The organism is Bacillus sp. FSL R12-0074 (assembly GCF_038005725.1).
In the GTDB taxonomy this organism is placed as follows: Bacteria; Bacillota; Bacilli; order Bacillales; family Bacillaceae_G; genus Bacillus_A; species Bacillus_A mycoides.
On record NZ_JBBOTR010000001.1, the window covers coordinates 4191315 to 4208352 of the forward strand.

General features: G+C 36.4%; 18 protein-coding genes and 1 tRNA gene. 6 read left to right on the forward strand and 13 right to left on the reverse strand.

Translation table 11 applies throughout. The features are described 5' to 3' along the window. Nucleotides 1-107: 107 nt before the first annotated feature. The 3 genes from NSS97_RS21780 to NSS97_RS21790 form a co-directional block, all read right to left on the reverse strand. Nucleotides 108-1385, reverse strand: a complete 1278-nt coding sequence (locus NSS97_RS21780) for an MFS transporter (RefSeq protein WP_061689610.1) — start codon at nucleotides 1383-1385, stop codon at nucleotides 108-110. A gap of 122 nt (nucleotides 1386-1507) precedes the next feature. Continuing rightward, entirely contained in the window at nucleotides 1508-2119 is a 612-nt protein-coding gene (sodA, locus tag NSS97_RS21785; RefSeq protein ID WP_001052029.1) for a superoxide dismutase [Mn], read from the reverse strand. Between the two features lie 223 nt (nucleotides 2120-2342). After that, nucleotides 2343-2416 (reverse strand) — tRNA-Ile (locus NSS97_RS21790). A 239-nt stretch (nucleotides 2417-2655) separates the two neighbouring features. Here NSS97_RS21790 and yqgB point away from each other — a divergent pair. From yqgB to ispG, 3 genes are all read left to right on the forward strand, one after another. Further along, nucleotides 2656-3423, forward strand: a complete 768-nt coding sequence (gene yqgB, locus NSS97_RS21795; RefSeq protein WP_002034056.1) for a protein YqgB — start codon at nucleotides 2656-2658, stop codon at nucleotides 3421-3423. Nucleotides 3424-3488: 65 nt separating this feature from the next. Further along, the gene (locus NSS97_RS21800) at nucleotides 3489-3854 is read left to right on the forward strand and encodes a hypothetical protein (protein ID WP_002129120.1); all 366 of its coding nucleotides are present in this window, start codon (nucleotides 3489-3491) and stop codon (nucleotides 3852-3854) included. A gap of 165 nt (nucleotides 3855-4019) precedes the next feature. Then, nucleotides 4020-5135 carry a flavodoxin-dependent (E)-4-hydroxy-3-methylbut-2-enyl-diphosphate synthase gene (gene ispG / locus NSS97_RS21805; RefSeq protein WP_131798918.1) on the forward strand — a complete coding sequence of 372 codons (1116 nt, stop codon included), beginning with the start codon at nucleotides 4020-4022 and terminating at the stop codon, nucleotides 5133-5135. Between the two features lie 84 nt (nucleotides 5136-5219). Here the strand turns inward: ispG and NSS97_RS21810 are convergent, their stop codons facing one another. From NSS97_RS21810 to NSS97_RS21825, 4 genes are all read right to left on the reverse strand, one after another. Next, the gene (locus NSS97_RS21810; protein ID WP_002015164.1) at nucleotides 5220-5633 is read right to left on the reverse strand and encodes a Fur family transcriptional regulator; all 414 of its coding nucleotides are present in this window, start codon (nucleotides 5631-5633) and stop codon (nucleotides 5220-5222) included. Between the two features lie 13 nt (nucleotides 5634-5646). Further along, nucleotides 5647-6480 (reverse strand): metal ABC transporter permease, encoded by an 834-nt coding sequence (locus NSS97_RS21815; RefSeq protein WP_002015165.1) that lies wholly within the window; start codon nucleotides 6478-6480, stop codon nucleotides 5647-5649. Further along, on the reverse strand, nucleotides 6480-7250 hold the full coding sequence (locus NSS97_RS21820) for a metal ABC transporter ATP-binding protein (RefSeq protein ID WP_002015167.1): 771 nt from the start codon (nucleotides 7248-7250) through the stop codon (nucleotides 6480-6482). Before NSS97_RS21820 ends, NSS97_RS21815 begins: the two co-directional genes overlap by 1 nt. 180 nt (nucleotides 7251-7430) lie before the next feature. Continuing rightward, the gene (locus NSS97_RS21825; protein WP_002015168.1) at nucleotides 7431-8309 is read right to left on the reverse strand and encodes a YitT family protein; all 879 of its coding nucleotides are present in this window, start codon (nucleotides 8307-8309) and stop codon (nucleotides 7431-7433) included. A gap of 151 nt (nucleotides 8310-8460) precedes the next feature. Here NSS97_RS21825 and NSS97_RS21830 point away from each other — a divergent pair, with 151 nt between their 5' ends. Then, nucleotides 8461-8715, forward strand: a complete 255-nt coding sequence (locus tag NSS97_RS21830) for a DUF2624 domain-containing protein (RefSeq protein ID WP_002088657.1) — start codon at nucleotides 8461-8463, stop codon at nucleotides 8713-8715. A 19-nt stretch (nucleotides 8716-8734) separates the two neighbouring features. On the opposite strand, the gene NSS97_RS21835 is transcribed toward NSS97_RS21830, so the two are convergent. Together NSS97_RS21835 and NSS97_RS21840 are read right to left on the reverse strand one after the other, a co-directional pair. Continuing rightward, complete coding sequence (locus NSS97_RS21835; RefSeq protein ID WP_002088660.1) at nucleotides 8735-9631, reverse strand: deoxyribonuclease IV; 897 nt, start codon at nucleotides 9629-9631, stop codon at nucleotides 8735-8737. 250 nt (nucleotides 9632-9881) lie between these two features. Then, nucleotides 9882-11192: a DEAD/DEAH box helicase gene (locus NSS97_RS21840; protein ID WP_002015172.1), complete on the reverse strand. Its 1311-nt coding sequence runs from the start codon at nucleotides 11190-11192 to the stop codon at nucleotides 9882-9884. 179 nt (nucleotides 11193-11371) lie between these two features. Between NSS97_RS21840 and vrrA the strand changes: the two genes are divergently transcribed. Together vrrA and NSS97_RS21850 are read left to right on the forward strand one after the other, a co-directional pair. Further along, nucleotides 11372-12085 (forward strand): VrrA/YqfQ family protein, encoded by a 714-nt coding sequence (gene vrrA, locus NSS97_RS21845; RefSeq protein WP_016120815.1) that lies wholly within the window; start codon nucleotides 11372-11374, stop codon nucleotides 12083-12085. An 89-nt stretch (nucleotides 12086-12174) separates the two neighbouring features. Beyond that, the gene (locus NSS97_RS21850; RefSeq protein WP_002015175.1) at nucleotides 12175-13125 is read left to right on the forward strand and encodes a 4-hydroxy-3-methylbut-2-enyl diphosphate reductase; all 951 of its coding nucleotides are present in this window, start codon (nucleotides 12175-12177) and stop codon (nucleotides 13123-13125) included. Nucleotides 13126-13165: 40 nt separating this feature from the next. Here NSS97_RS21850 and NSS97_RS21855 read toward each other — a convergent pair whose 3' ends face one another. The 4 genes from NSS97_RS21855 to rpoD all read right to left on the reverse strand — a co-directional run bounded on the left by NSS97_RS21855 (nucleotide 13166) and on the right by rpoD (nucleotide 17028). Continuing rightward, nucleotides 13166-14287 (reverse strand): Nif3-like dinuclear metal center hexameric protein, encoded by a 1122-nt coding sequence (locus NSS97_RS21855; RefSeq protein ID WP_060749595.1) that lies wholly within the window; start codon nucleotides 14285-14287, stop codon nucleotides 13166-13168. Continuing rightward, entirely contained in the window at nucleotides 14284-14991 is a 708-nt protein-coding gene (locus tag NSS97_RS21860; RefSeq protein WP_016120816.1) for a tRNA (adenine(22)-N(1))-methyltransferase, read from the reverse strand. The genes NSS97_RS21855 and NSS97_RS21860 overlap by 4 nt, the downstream gene beginning before the upstream one ends. 167 nt (nucleotides 14992-15158) lie before the next feature. Beyond that, entirely contained in the window at nucleotides 15159-15515 is a 357-nt protein-coding gene (gene cccA / locus NSS97_RS21865) for a cytochrome c550 (protein ID WP_002111879.1), read from the reverse strand. Nucleotides 15516-15900: 385 nt separating this feature from the next. Further along, a complete protein-coding gene (gene rpoD, locus NSS97_RS21870) occupies nucleotides 15901-17028 on the reverse strand; it encodes an RNA polymerase sigma factor RpoD (protein WP_000764062.1) in 1128 nt (375 codons plus the stop codon). Nucleotides 17029-17038: the final 10 nt, after the last annotated feature.

Here is a 17038-nt window from a genome sequence, read left to right on the forward strand (position 1 = left end):
AAACCCCCTCTACCAACAGCTATGTAATGTGAAAGGGACACCTTCATACAGGTGCCCTCACTGCTGTCTTACATCTTTTTCTATTCTAGCATAAAACACGCGATAAGTTAACCTTCTGGTTCAGTTTGATTCTGTGGGGTTCCTTGCGCTACAGCGCTGGTTTTGTTCACATTTCCCTCATCATATTTGACATTTTTAACTGCAAAATAAATAAGGAAATGTCCAGCTCCTAAAATACATAGTAAGAAAGGTAAACTTTTTTCAGGCGGAAAAAATATGACAGCACATAAAAAACTTAAAATGGAACAAATTCTTCCAGCATTTAACCATAATTCCCTGACCACTATATATTCTACACGCCATTCTCTCGCCTGTTTTGCTCTACCAATTACATCGTATGTCATGGAGCCGTACGGAACGAGTAAAATAGGATATGCAACCGCAATACATGCTGCATAAATAAGTAATTTCGTATATGTAACATTAAAAATAACTAAAAATACAACCGCGTATAAAATAATACCGCCAAGTAAAATTGCTTTTTTTCGCCATTCTTTCTTTAACATACGAGCAACTAAATAATAGCATACAAATGATACTGCAGAATTCACTAAACTATATTTCCCTAGTGCTAACTCGCTACCAGATGCTAAATAGACATATACCGAAATAACGAAAATAAACGTTCCCTCTCTCAAACCTTGGAAGAAATGAGCGCGCGTAATTCTTCCCCAGTTTTCATCAACTTGCCGCTCTTTCAATACTTGCACAATTTCATAGCGTCCTTCACATTCCCTCTTCGATAAAAAAAAGCTTAGAACGACTGCAACCGCAAATAGCATTAACGAGAGGAAGAAAACGACAGTATAACCACTCCATTTTTCCATACGTGAAATTGTATATCCTGCTGCTATCGGTCCAATCATTCCAGAGAACGATGTAAGAAGTCCTAGAAAACCGTTAAAAAAATCTCTTGTTTCTGGTTCTGTAATCTCAAATGTTAACAAGTTAAAAGCGAGCCAATAAAAACCATAACCAACTCCTAAAAGGGCTCCCATTAATAAAATATAGTGAGATGCACTTTTTCCCGCTACTAAAACGACGATAAAAAAAACAGCTAACGTGCCTACACCGATTCTCAATAAAATCGAGCGATCAATACGTTTCGCTAATTTCCCGCCCACAAGAAATGTTAGAGGCTGCAATACAACGCTGGCCAAATTATACAAGCCCAGATTCACATAATTTTGTGTTTGCTTCCATAAATAAATGTTTACAAACGTATTCGATAAAGAAATTGCGAGCGTGTATAAACCTCCTATAACGAGCAATAATACTAAATCCCGATTCACTTCAACATCACCGATTACATGTTTCCACTTCATACACAACTCTCCTTTACTTCATGTTCTAGTCTTCCAAAAACAAGCTCAATTATGTAAAAGGAGAACATAGAAAAAAGCTAGGAGAAAACCCCCTAGCTTTTTTCTAGCTGTATTAACTTTAATTATTTTGCTTCTTGGTAAAGTTTTTCAGCAACGTTCCAATCTACAACGTTCCAGAATGCACCGATGTAGTCAGGACGACGGTTTTGGTAATTTAAGTAGTAAGCATGCTCCCAAACATCTAAACCGATAACTGGAGTTTTACCTTCAGTTAGAGGAGAATCTTGGTTTGGAGTGCTTGTTACTTCTAACTCACCATTGTTTACTACTAACCAAGCCCAACCAGAACCGAAGCGAGTTGCGCCAGCTTTTGCGAATTCTGCTTTGAATGCATCGAAGCTACCGAATTTCGCTTCAATCGCAGTTGCAAGTTCGCCTACTGGTTGTCCCCCGCCGTTTGGAGATAGGATTGTCCAGAAGAATGTATGGTTAGCATGTCCGCCACCATTGTTACGTACTGCTGTACGGATTGCTTCAGGTACTTCGTTTAAGTTTGCAACTAATTCTTCAACGCTTTTGTCAGCTAATTCTGCATGACCTTCTAAAGCAGCGTTTAAGTTTGTAATATACGTGTTGTGATGTTTTGTATGATGGATGTTCATTGTTTCTTTATCAAAGTGAGGTTCTAAAGCATCATACGCATAAGGTAAATTTGGTAATTCGTGTTTTGCCATTGTTATATTCCTCCCGGTTTATGTATTGTCACTACATATGTGACCTACAACTTCATTCTACCCTAATTGCCATAGGGTGCAAACAAATAAATCGCTTTGTCTTGCTATCATTAAAGTAGCAAAATCCCCACTTCTTTTCAATTAAAATGCTCATATATTCCGAAAAAAAGCTTCCTTCTACAAGGAAGCTTCCTGCTGACATAATAAACATATGAAATGGATATGGACCCTGTAGGACTCGAACCTACGACCGGACGGTTATGAGCCGTCTGCTCTAACCAACTGAGCTAAGGGTCCACGATTATGTATGTACCATTAAAAACAACTAAATTCCAATCGGATATATCGTTTGAAAAATGTAAGATAAATTTACCATATACGAAAGAAAAGTGTCAATTGTATTTTTCTCTACTAAAAGAAGTAAATTAATAAGAAGGAATTTAGTCCTCTCTACTATATGTAAATATAATATATCTTGAGCTTCTCTAGATTCGTACGTTACAATGATTTTATACATACATAAAGGAAGTGAATCTATGTCCATTTTTACACAGCTAGCAAAAAGCGTATATTCGCCTAAAGATATGGCGCTTTTCCGTTTTCAAAAAATCGGTAAAACCATTTTGTATATTATGCTTCTTTGCCTAATCACTACTATTCCAAGAACTTTCTTGTACGGTAGCGTTATTCAAGATGGTGTTAACATGGTAAATAAAGTAATCGAAAAAGATTTACCTGATTTTAAAATTGAAAATGGCGAGCTAACAGCTGATATTGATCAACCTATCGAAAAAGAAGATGGAAATGCCCTTTTCGTATTTGATCCAAATTCAACAGACTTAGAAAAATATCAAAATAAAACAGGTTTATTTGTTTTAAAAGATAAAGTAGTCTCCATGGGGAATGGTCAAACACAAACATACTCCTATAATGACTTATTAGGCGCATCTCTTGAGAAAAAAGATTTACAAGATTTCATTTCGTTATTTGACAGTATTTATCCAATCTTATTATTCGTTATTGGGTTCTTACTGTACTTGTTCCAATTATTTATTACCTTTGTAGGAGTTACATTGCTTGCCTTCATCGGTTCTGCGATGAGCGGTCAACGCAAATTATCTTATAAACAAGTTTGGACATTAACTGCTTACAGCTACACAATTCCAACAATCTTCTTTATGATTATGGATTTATTCAAAATAAACGTACCTGGCGCAACATTCATTTACATTGCAGTTGTTTTAATCGTTCTATACTTAACAATTAAAGAAGTTCCAAAGCCGAAAGAAAAACAAGAACTATAAAAAAATGCCTAAATAGGCATTTTTTTTTTGGACAAGCATATATTCCTAGCAAAGGAGTGAAGGATATGAAGAGATTAGGTGTACTCTTATTCGTGCTTGTCCTCGGTTATATATTTTATTACGACATAAAAATCGGTACTTTACCGATGTTAAGTTCATACAAAAAAACATCTGCTGCCCAAACGATAAAAAAAGAAAATACAGATACAAAACAAAATAAAGAGAAAGAAACAGAAAAAGAAACGGATACAGCTTATAAAGCAATCGAAGTAAAAACTGGCGATACAGTTCTTTCTATTACAGAAGCGATTAATAAGAAAAAAATTCCTTCTATTGAAAAAGTAATTGATGATTTTAAGCAATTAAATAAAAATACATCTGCTACAAAAATCCAAGTTGGAAAGTCTTATAAATTCCCCTTATATCAATAAGCAATCACTTAATCCTTGTCAATTACATAAAGGCGCTGATACAATAGTAAAAGTGAAACCGAGTACTTTGGTTTCTATAGCCCTTTCTCACACATACTATCATTGATGTAAGGGACTAAAATAAGAAACTTCTTTTATAAGGAGAGCGATCAATTCGTGAATGAAATGACTCAACGCACAAAAACACGTCCAGTTAAAGTCGGTAATTTAACAATTGGCGGTAACAATGAATTAATTATACAAAGTATGACGACAACAAAAACGCATGATGTTGAGGCTACAGTTGCTGAAATTAAACGTTTAGAAGAAGCTGGCTGTCAAGTTGTTCGTGTTGCTGTTCCAGACGAACGCGCAGCAAATGCTATTGCTGATATTAAAAAACAAATCAACATTCCACTTGTTGCTGATATTCATTTTGATTACCGCCTTGCTTTAAAAGCAATCGAAGGCGGCATTGATAAAGTACGTATCAATCCAGGTAACATTGGACGTCGCCATAAAGTAGAAGCTGTTGTAAATGCAGCGAAAGAGCGTGGCATTCCAATCCGTATCGGTGTAAATGCCGGCTCATTAGAACGTCATATTTTAGAAAAGTATGGATATCCAACTGCTGATGGTATGGTCGAGAGCGCACTGCACCATATTAAAATTTTAGAGGACTTAGATTTCCACGATATTATCGTATCAATGAAAGCCTCTGATGTTAACTTAGCAATTGAAGCATACGAAAAAGCTGCTCGCGCCTTTGATTATCCATTACATTTAGGTATTACAGAATCAGGAACATTGTTTGCTGGGACTGTAAAAAGCGCCGCCGGTCTTGGAGCAATTTTAAGTAAAGGCATCGGAAATACACTTCGTATCTCTTTAAGCGCTGATCCAGTTGAAGAAGTAAAAGTTGCACGTGAACTATTAAAATCATTCGGTCTTGCATCTAATGCCGCAACACTTATTTCTTGTCCAACTTGTGGTCGTATTGAAATCGACCTAATTAGCATTGCTAATGAAGTCGAAGAATACATCTCCACACTTAAAGTTCCAATTAAGGTTGCAGTACTCGGCTGTGCCGTAAACGGTCCTGGTGAAGCTCGTGAAGCTGACATCGGTATTGCCGGTGCACGCGGAGAAGGTTTATTATTCCGTAAAGGGCAAGTCGTTCGTAAAGTACCAGAAGAAACAATGGTAGAAGAACTGAAAAAAGAAATTGATGTAATCGCTGCTGAAATGGCTGCCGAACGAGAAAAAGAAAAAGAAAAAGAAAAAGAAAAACAAGAACAATAAAAAGAAGGTTGCCACAATTTTTGTGAGCAACCTTTTTTTACATTCAAATTAAAAACTCGTCAGTTATATAACTGACGAGCCCTCTCATTTTGCACATTTTGGGCAACGACCATATATTTCAAACTTATGCCCCGTTACCTCATAACCTTTAAAATCTTTATTCATAAAATCCATCGGGCAGGAATTAATCTCTTTTGTACCACCACAATCTAAACAAATGAAATGATGATGATGTTCCATAATGGAGCATGTAAAACGGAAATGCTTTTCACCATTTAATTCCGTTTGCTCTAAAACACCGACTTCAGCAAAAACCGTTAAGTTACGATAAATCGTATCAAAACTAAGTCCTGGATAATCACCCTTCATATGCTCTAAAACATCTTTCGCAGTTAAATAACGATTATGAGCTGCGAATAATCTCAGCATTTCTTCCCTTTTCCCTGTATGTTTGTATCCCTTTTCCTTCATTAGGCGTAAAGCTTCTGTTAGATTCATACCTATCCCTACTTTATGCAGTTTTTTTCTTTTTCCATAAAATTGCACCAATTAAAATAAGAACCGCTATCATAACAATTGTACCACCTGGAGCTAAATCAAGTTGATACGAAGCAAACATTCCACCAATTACTGCAATTTCACCAAATAAAATGGAAAAGAAAATTGTTTGTTTAAATCCTTTTGCAATACGAATACTTGCTGCAACTGGTAACGTCATTAAAGATGATACGAGAAGAACACCTACAACACGCATTGATACCGCAATTACAAGAGCAACTAATATAATGAAGATAAAGTGAATCCACTTTGCACTTAAACCGGTTGATACAGCGTATTCCTCATCAAATGATAGTAAAAACAACTCTTTGTATAATAAAACAATCGTCGCAATAACAACAATTGCTACTATACCAATAATAATTAAATCCGCACTTGTTACAGCACTTACACTACCAAATAAATAACTAAATAAATCCGTATTGAATCCATTAGCAAGTGAGATGAAGATAACTCCAATCCCCATCCCTGCTGAAAGTATAATCGGGATTGCTAACTCTTGATAATGTTTATATACAGTACGTAATTTTTCAATTAGCAATGCTCCACCGATTGAAAAAAACATCCCCATATATAAAGGGTTTAAAAACCCACCGGTAAAGATTGTCTTTTCAAGTAATAAACTTGCTGCAATTCCTGATAACGTCACATGACTTAATGCATCCGCAATAAGCGACATGCGGCGAATTACAACGAACACGCCGATAAGTGGTGCGACAAGCCCTATTAAAATACCAGCGTATAAGGAATTACGTAAAAAATCATATTGTAAAAAATCCTGTATCATTATATCCTCCCGTGATGCCCATGTTCATGTTCTAAGCGATGAACATGATGTCCATATAAAATCGACATTTCTGCATCTTCTAACTCTCGGAATTTCTCTACATTCCCATGGAAATGTAAATGCTGATTCAAACATGCAACATGCGTCACCTTCTCTGTTACAGCACCCATATCGTGCGTAACAAGAATTAACGTAATTCCCAATCTTTTGTTTAAATCCTCTAGTATCTCATAAAAACTTGCCACATTCTTCACATCAATCCCAACAGTAGGCTCGTCCAAAATAAGCAATTCCGGATCACTTACAAGTGCACGAGCAATAAATACACGCTGTTGTTGTCCACCAGAAAGTTCTCCAATGTTGCGACCTCGAAACTCGCTCATACCTACATCAGCAATCGCTTTTTCTACTTTCGCATTATCGTCTTTCGTAAAAAAGCGAAAAAGCCCTTTTTTCGAAACGAGCCCCATTGAAACAACCTCGAAAACAGTTGCCGGGAAACCTGAGTTAAAGCTACTTGCCTTTTGGGATACATAACCAACTTTATTCCACTCTTTAAATTTCTTACTATCAATGCCAAACAATCTAATACTTCCTTGCTTTGGTTTTAAAACACCCAATAAGCATTTAAGTAAAGTCGATTTCCCTGAACCATTCGGTCCAACTAAACCTAAAAAAGCTCCCTTCGGAACTTGCAAATTAATATCTTCTAACACGTTGCGATCTTCATACCGAAACGTTAATCCTTCTATTTCCAATATATTATTCATAGCATCTCACCTATTTTAATTCAGAATGATTCCGATTTATCTCTATTTGAATTATAGTACAGCTTATTATAGTTGTAAACCAATCTGCCTAAAATATATTCTTTATTTCAAGAAACCTTATTATTATAACAAAAAGCAGAGAATAATTCTCTGCTTTCAAAAGATATTACAATTAACTTTTTAGTGAATTGCTGATTTAAACTTACCACCATTTGTCTCTTGTGTATTCATAATCGTAACAAATGCGTTTTCATCAATTTCATGCACAATTGATTTTAACTTCGTCACTTCCAGACGTGTTACAACTGCATAAATAACTTCTTTTTCTTTATCTGTATAGCCACCTTTAGCAACAAGTTTTGTTGTTCCACGACCAAGGCGGTGTAAAATCGCATTTGATACTTCCTCATATTGATCCGATACTATTAAAACTGCTTTCGTTTCGTCTAATCCTTGAATTACCGTATCAATTGTTTTGAATGCGATATAGTACGTCATAACAGAATACATCGCTTGTTCAACACCAAAAACAAATGCTGCCCATGCAAAAATGAATAAGTTCACAAACATTACGAATTCACCAACAGAAAACGGTAATTTCTTCGTTAATAGAATTCCCATAATCTCGGTCCCGTCTAACGATCCACCATGACGAATAACAAGTCCTACACCAATCCCTAAAATAAGACCGCCGAAAACTGTTGCTAAAATCGGCTCTGTTGTAAATGGCGGGATAGCATGCAACGTTGATTCAATAAATGCTAAAGCTACAATTCCAAATGCTGAAGATAACATGAATGTTTTTCCAATTTGCTTATACCCGGAGTACATAAAAGGAATGTTGAGGATAACAACTAAAGTAGAAAAGCTTAACCACCAAATATTAGGAGTAAGATAATCTAATATAAGAGAAATACCAATAATTCCACCATCAATAATTTTATTTGGCATTAAAAACAGTTCAATCGCTACCGCCGCACACGCTGCCCCAAAGACAATCATAACTAAACGATATACAAGATGAATAACACTTTCTTTTCGATGTTGCTTTTTTTCCATAAGTCCTCCTTATACTCTTTATCTATAGTTTTGTTCTTATATTATAACATAAGCTTCTTTTCCCCATTGAAAAAATGCACCTTGATACGAATATGTACAAGCTATGCGTACATATATTTCGATAGAAGAACGTGTGAAGGAGGACAACACGATGAACCTCATTAAACAAATTGTGAACAAAAAATTAAATCATATTTCTACAAAAGAACTATTGAAATATAGTAAAGAATACGAAGTTCCAATCACAACTGCACAAGCTGATAAAATCGTTTTACTTATGAAAGGGAAAAACATTAACATTTACGATAATACCGAGCGACTAGATTTGTTAAAACAAATCGCTAAAGTAACTACTCCTGCCACTGCCCAACAAGTAAATATTTTATTTCAGCAGCTATTAAAATAAGGAGGGGAATATCCCCTCCTTATTGCGCTTTAATTTTTTCAAGAATTCCTTCATCAAAAGTACCATTTTTCAGCATTTCGATTTCTAATTTATATGGTGGCTTCTTATCTTTTTTATCTTCACCTACATACGGCGTTTCAAGAATTTTTGGTACGTGCGTAAGTTGTGGGTGATGCACAATGTGATGCAATGCCTTATAGCCAATATGACCAAAACCAATATTTTCATGACGGTCTTTTCCAGCTCCGCGTACATTTTTGCTATCGTTAATATGAAGTACTTGTAAACGATTTATCCCAACAATTTTATCAAATTCGTTTAACACACCGTCAAAATCATTTACAAGGTCATAACCTGCATCATGCGTATGACACGTATCAAAACATACAGATAGTTTTTCATTATATTTCACACCATCAATAATTTTCGCAATTTCTTCAAAGCTACGACCGCATTCCGTTCCCTTTCCTGCCATCGTTTCTAACGCAATGTTAACCGTCTGCTCTGGCGTTAATACTTCATTAAGCCCTTTAATAATTTGTTGAATACCAGCATCCGCTCCTGCACCAACGTGCGCACCTGGGTGAAGAACGATTTGTTTCGCTACACCTAATGCCGATGTTCTTTCAATTTCCATGCGAAGGAAGTCTACACCTAATTGGAATGTTTCTGGCTTCGTCGTATTCCCAAGATTAATAATGTATGGCGCATGTACGATAATTTCTTCGATACCGTTTAGTTCCATATGTTTTCTTCCTGCTTCTATGTTCAATTCTTCAATTGGTTTTCTTCGTGTATTTTGCGGTGCACCTGTATAAATCATAAACGTCGTTGCACCGTATGAAACAGCCTCTTCACTTGCTGCTAATAACATTTTCTTACCACTCATAGAAACATGAGATCCAATCTTTAACATACAATCACCTCTTCAATATACAATAGATATAATGATAGCATAATTTGTAGAAATATGTAGCGAATTGTTTGTTCACACAAAAGGCACTACATAAATTAAACGGACTATTCAAACAATCTGAACTCTATACTTAAATTAACCCAATAAAGCGAAACTTTAGTCAACGTTTTTTCTACCCCTCACTAATTATTAGTCTACATTAATCGACTTTCTCTCAAGCAGTGAGATAAAAAAAAATAAGGGAAATCCCTTATCTTTTTTTATTGCTATATTTTTTCTTCACTTTGTCACGTTCTGTTGCAAGTTTTCGTTTATAGTTTGGTTTTACTTTTTTCGGCTTCTTAACAACTTTTGTTGCCATAACATCTAGTCCATCACTTGGTTTTTTACGGCTCTTACGACGACGACGGTCACCTAAATCCGCCCATTCATCTCCGCGTAAATCTACATGTTTAAACTCGATATGACGTTGTTTTTCCAAACTATCTAACGCTTCTTCATTTGCTGGATCATAAATCGTCACTGCAATACCTGAATGACCCGCACGTGCAGTTCTTCCAACACGGTGAACGAAGAAATCTAAATCTGGTGGAAGTTCATAGTTAATAACATGGCTAATTCCTTCAATATCAATACCGCGTGCCGCCAAATCTGTTGCGACAATGTATTGGAACTCTAAATCACGAACTTGTTTCATCATTTTTCTACGATCACGTGGTGATAAATCACCGTGTATACGCCCTACTTTTAATCCACGTTCTGCTAATCCATCGGCTACTTCGTCAGCCTTCTTCTTTGTGTTTGTAAAGACAATTGCTAAATATGGTTTAAATTGAAGTAGCATATTTTTCACTAATTCAGTTTTATTACGGTGTCTTGAAGGCACAAGGTAATGATCAATATTTCCTGCTGCAACTTGCTTCGGATTAATATGAATATGTTCTGGATTCTCCATATATTTCTTCAAAAATGGTTTTAATTTTTGAGGAATTGTTGCAGAGAAAACTAACATTTGCAGATTTTTAGGCATACGTGCCGCAATTTTATCTACATCTTGAATGAATCCCATATCAAGCATTAAGTCCGCTTCATCGACAATAATAGTATCCGCTTTATAAACAAATAGCGCCTTTTCTTCTACTAAATCTTTAATACGTCCTGGCGTTCCAACTACAATATGAGGTTGTTTTTTCAACTTTTCAATTGATCGTTGTTTATCAGTTCCACCAATTAAACAGCGTGCTGTAATCATTTGATCTTCTGCACAGAACTTTGTTAGTTTCACAATTTCTTCGTAAATTTGTTGTGCTAACTCACGAGTAGGCGCTGTAATAACAAGTTGTACCTCTTCACGACTTGCATCAATTCTGTTTAATGTAGGAAGTAAGTATGCATGTGTTTTCCCAGAACCAGTTTGGGATTGTCCAATTATACTCACACCTTTTTTCACGACCGGGAAAATTTTCTTTTGAATTCCTGTTGGCTCTGTAAAGCGTAGTTCACGAACTGCATCTATTAAAAATGGTTTAAAATCATACTGTGTAAAAGTTTGTAGTGTCATAAGTTACACCTTCTTTCTAAAATTTCTACTGCGCACAAATCAGTCAAGTCTACATTATATCGAAATCTACAAGTAAAATCCATCTTTAGTTTAGGTTTTTATCTCAAAAACTAACCTTCTTTCCTTCCATTGCATATTGTATGTGTATATACCTAACTGAAGAAAGGAGGATTTCCCACATGTTTCCGAAATCCCCTATAAGACAAATGTATCCGAATCGAGGACAACAATCTTACACACCATATCCGATTCCACAACTACCACCGATGGCTCAAAAAAAGAAAGGTTTCCTTGCTAAACTCTTTAAAAAACACGATCCAACCGAACCTTTCATGCAAATGGTCCCTCCTTATCGACAAATGGAAGGGCCACCGATGATGCACCAACAACCGCCGCGCCAATATCAACAGCAACAGCCATACCAACAACAATATACACAACAATACCAGCCATACATGCAGCAATATCCAGAGCAGATGATACCACCTCAAATGTATGAATCAAATGATACACGTGGTGCTGCGTCAGCTACAACTGCAGCGGCATCTAGCAGCGGCATCGGTAGTTTTTTTTCAAATTTAATTTCGAACCCAACTAATATGATAAATAATATCGAAAAAGTATCTCAAGTCGTGCAATCTGTCGGTCCTGTTGTCGAACAGTACGGTCCCATTATGCGTAGTCTACCAAGCATTGTTAAAATCCTCACCTCTGGAAAAAGTACGGAAGAAAATCAAACTGAAGATGCAACAGAACAGGTTGAGGTAGCAACTCCACCTCCTCCACCTCCAAAAAGGAAACGAAAAAAAATAGTGCTTGAACCGGTAATAGAAAAAGAGGTTCCGAAAGAACCCGTTCAACAATCAGCAACAAAGCCAAAACTATATGTGTAACAATCCTTTGTTTTCTATCCACTCCTCCTTTATAATGTAATGGACTATGCACAAAAGTATCCCTTGTTTAGAAGGAGAGGATTACTCACATGAAGATTGTTAAAATTTCCCCTCGTGGTTATTGCTACGGTGTTGTTGACGCAATGGTTATTGCACGTAACGCCGCATTAGATAAATCATTACCGAGACCCATTTATATTTTAGGTATGATTGTTCACAATAAGCATGTCACAGATGCTTTCGAAGAGGATGGCATCATTACATTAGACGGTCCAAGTCGATTAGAAATTTTAGATAAAATCGATTCTGGTACTGTTATTTTCACTGCACACGGTGTTTCTCCAGAAGTTAAACAACGTGCAAAAGAAAAAGGTTTAACGACAATTGATGCAACTTGTCCAGATGTTACAAAAACACATGACCTTATCGAAGCAAAGAAAGCTGAAGGATACCATGTCATTTATATCGGCAAAAAAAATCATCCAGAACCAGAAGGCGCAGTTGGTATCGCACCTGATATCGTTCATCTTATCGAAAAAGCTGATGATTTAAAAACACTAGAAATTCCAACGGATAAAATTTTAGTTACGAATCAAACAACAATGAGTCAATGGGATGTTCAACATTTAATGGAGGACATTCAGAAAAAATTCCCAACAGCAGAATTCCACAAGGAAATTTGTTTAGCAACTCAAGTTCGCCAAGAAGCTGTCGCTAAACAAGCTGATGTTGCAGATTTAACAATTGTTGTCGGTGATCCGAAAAGTAACAACTCAAACCGTTTAGCACAAGTATCACAAGAAATCGCTGGTACGACAGCATACCGCGTTGCAGACGTAAGTGAAATCCAATTAGAATGGCTACAAGGTGTAGAAAACGTAGCTGTTACAGCAGGTGCTTCTACTCCAACGCCAATTACAAAAGAAGTTATTGCTTTCTTAGATCAATATGACCCAATGAATCCAGCTACATGGGACAGAATTCGAAAAGTACCACTTCAAAAGATACTACCTCGTGTAAAAGTGAAAAAAGAACAATAATAAAAACCGTTGCCTACATGAGCAACGGTTTTTATTTTTCTTATACAAATGTGAATGGATCTGTATGTAACTGCGAAGCGTGAATGTGTACATTGAATTTCTTCACATCTACTTTTTCTTGCAATTGTTTTTGTACACCTTGCTTCATTACTTTTTCAACGTTATGTCCTGGATCGACTATATTTAAACCAATCATCATCGCATCGTGAGCAACATGATAATACATATCACCTGTTACATATACATCTGCTCCTTTAAATTTCGCTTGGTTTATATATTTATTACCGTCACCACCAAGTACAGCTACTTTACGCACCTTATCATCTAACTTTCCAACAACTCTTGCACCCTTTACATGTAATGATTGTTTCACATGTAAAGCAAACTGCTCAAGCGTCATTTCTTCTTGTAAATACCCTATTTTACCAAGACCTAATGTTTCACCTTTATTATCAAGCGGATATACATCATATGCCACTTCTTCATATGGATGGGCTGCCAACATCGCTTTAATAACTTTTCTTTGTAATGAAGCTGGAATAATCGTTTCGACACGTATCTCTTCCACACGTTCTAACTGCCCAGTTTCCCCGATATAAGGATTTGTCCCTTCTCGAGGGATAAACGTACCTACCCCTTCGCTACCGAACGTACAGTGGCTATAATTACCGATATGACCTGCATCCGCATCTCCAAGAGCTTTGCGCACTTCTTCTGCATGGGTTACTGGAACAAATACAACAATTTTTTTCATTTCTTCTGCATATGTAGGAGCTAATACTTCTGTATTTTGTAACCCTAACGCATCGGCAAGTAAATCATTTACCCCACCCTTAGCAATATCTACATTTGTATGCGCCGCATAAACCGCAATATCATTTTTAATACACGTTTCAATAATTCTCCCGTACGCCTTATCTGTATGAATCGCTTTTAATGGATTAAAGATTAAAGGATGGTGCGCTATAATGATATTCGCTCCTAATTGGATCGCCTCGTCCACAACTTCCTCAGTTACATCTAACGCGATTAATACGTGCTGGACAGGTTTATTAAGCGCTCCAATCTGTAAGCCAATCTTATCCCCTTCCATCGCTAAATGCTTCGGATACATACCTTCAAACAAAGAAATAATTTCATGACCATTCGGAATTTTACTCATGATAAAACCTCTCCTATCATTTTCATTTTCGCTTCTACTTCTGCACGCTTCGCTTTTGTCTCTTCAGACTCTGCTGCACGTTCTAACTGTTTTAAAATATTTTGGAAGTTTTTCAATTCCCCTTCCCACTTTTCAATAAAAGCTTCACTTTTTTCTTTTATTAAAAATGGACCCATAAACAGTTCAGCTTGTTTATTTTCAGAGTAAGGTACCGCTGTATCTCCTCGCTCTCCGACTAAAATCTCGTAAATCTTTCCGTCTTCTATTACAATTTTCTCACCGATAAGCTCCCATCCATTTTCAATAAACCATTCACGAATATGGTGTGCTGCAATATTCGGCTGTAAGATTAAACGTGTTACACCTTCTAATTTTTCTTTACCACTTTCTAAAATGTCACGAATTAACGCTCCACCCATACCAGCAATCGTAATAACATCTACTTCTCCTGGCACTATAACAGCTAATCCATTCCCTTTACGAACGTCTACTTTATCTTGTAAGCCACTTTCAGCTACAGTTGCTTGTGCAGAGCGAAACGGTCCATCTACAACCTCTCCTGCAACTGCTTTTGTAGCAATATTATTTATAATTGTATAACACGGTAAATACGCATGATCCGATCCAATATCAGCTACTGTAGAGCCTACCGGAATCTCCCTCACAACTTCTTCTAATCGTTTCGAAAGCTTTACTTCATTCATGTATTTCCATTACTCCTTCTCTTCTCAGTCTGTCTCCATGATAATGAATTTATAGTAGTTGTTGCAAGTCCATAACAACACTTCAATTCTCTATTACTAATCGTATTTTAGAAAGTATAGAAAAACAAGCCTTTTGCACAAAAGCAAAAGGCTTGTAATATGAAACTTTATTTTTTCTTCGATAACCAATCAGCTACTTTTGCCGCTTGATCAGCTGGAACTATATTTGGTGGCATATTTCCTTTTCCTTTTGAAAGAACTTCTTTAATTTCATCTTTCGAAAGTTTCCCACCAATTTTTTGTAAATTAGGTCCCACTGCCCCTTGTAACTGATCACCGTGACAGCTCGTACAGCTTTGCTTTACAATATCCTCTGGCTTTGATGCTGTTTGCGCTGGTTTCCCACCATTTTTTGCATCAGCTAACTCTTTAGATTTATTTAGCCCCTGAAATGAAAATACAAACATAACGATAATACCTAATGCTGCAATAAGAGCGAACGGAATCAACGGATTACGTTTCATATCTCTTCTCCCCCCTCTATACCACTAAATAGTTAGATGATTCAGTCATTTATATTGTACTTGAAAACGCCCTATCAGAAAAGAGCAAACTACTACTTGTTAAAAATATTCCGTAAATTCATTTTATTGATTTTCACTATTATATCGCATATTATTTCGATAATTACTAACGTTTCTCATCATATTTTTTACTTTTCTACATATTATTTTGTATATAATAAACAAAATAAATCGAAAAATCTAAAAATGAGCATTTGCAAATCAAAAGACAATTCTGTAAAATAAATTACAAGAAATTGTAATCGTTGCCGATAGCTAAACTTTAACAAAAATTAACAAAATAAAAAAGTTTACTTCACAAAAGTGAAGTAAACTTAAAGGTAGCCTATTCTAAGAAATCCTTAAGACGCTTACTACGGCTTGGATGTCTTAATTTGCGAAGTGCTTTCGCTTCAATTTGACGAATACGTTCTCTCGTTACGCCGAATACTTTCCCAACTTCTTCAAGCGTACGAGTTCGTCCATCATCTAAACCAAAACGAAGACGCAGAACATTTTCTTCACGATCTGTTAGTGTATCTAACACATCTTCTAATTGTTCTTTTAGCAATTCATACGCTGCATGGTCCGCAGGCGATGTTGCTTCTTGGTCTTCGATAAAGTCACCTAAATGGGAGTCGTCTTCTTCACCAATTGGTGTTTCAAGAGAAACTGGCTCCTGTGCAATCTTTAAGATTTCGCGTACTTTTTCTGGAGCAAGATCCATTTCTTCACCAATCTCTTCAGGAGATGGTTCGCGTCCTAAATCTTGTAATAATTGACGTTGTACACGGATTAACTTATTAATTGTTTCAACCATATGAACTGGAATACGAATTGTTCGCGCTTGGTCTGCAATCGCACGTGTAATAGCTTGGCGAATCCACCAAGTTGCATACGTACTAAATTTAAAACCTTTACGGTAGTCGAACTTTTCAACTGCCTTAATTAGACCCATATTTCCTTCTTGGATTAAGTCTAAGAAAAGCATACCACGGCCCACGTAGCGCTTTGCAATACTTACTACAAGACGTAAGTTTGCTTCCGCAAGACGGCGTTTTGCTTCTTCATCGCCTTCTTCAATACGTGTCGCAAGTCGAATTTCTTCTTCAGCAGATAGTAAGTCTACACGACCAATTTCTTTTAAGTACATACGAACAGGGTCATTGATTTTCACACCTGGCGGCACACTTAAATCATTAAGGTCAAATTCTTCTTCCGTTTTTGTAATTTGACGATTATTAGGACCTTCGTCGTTGTCATTGTCACCAACTAAGTCAATCCCTTGTTCACCTAAATATTCATAGTATTCATCCATTTGATCGGATTCAATTTCAAATCCATTCATGCGTTCTGCAATCTCTTCATATGTAAGAACGCCACGTTTTTTTCCGAGCTCAGTGAGTTGTTCTTTCACTTGCTCAAGGGTCATTTCAGTTTCAATTTGTTTAGAACGAGCTGGTTTATCAGCCATCTGTTCCCCT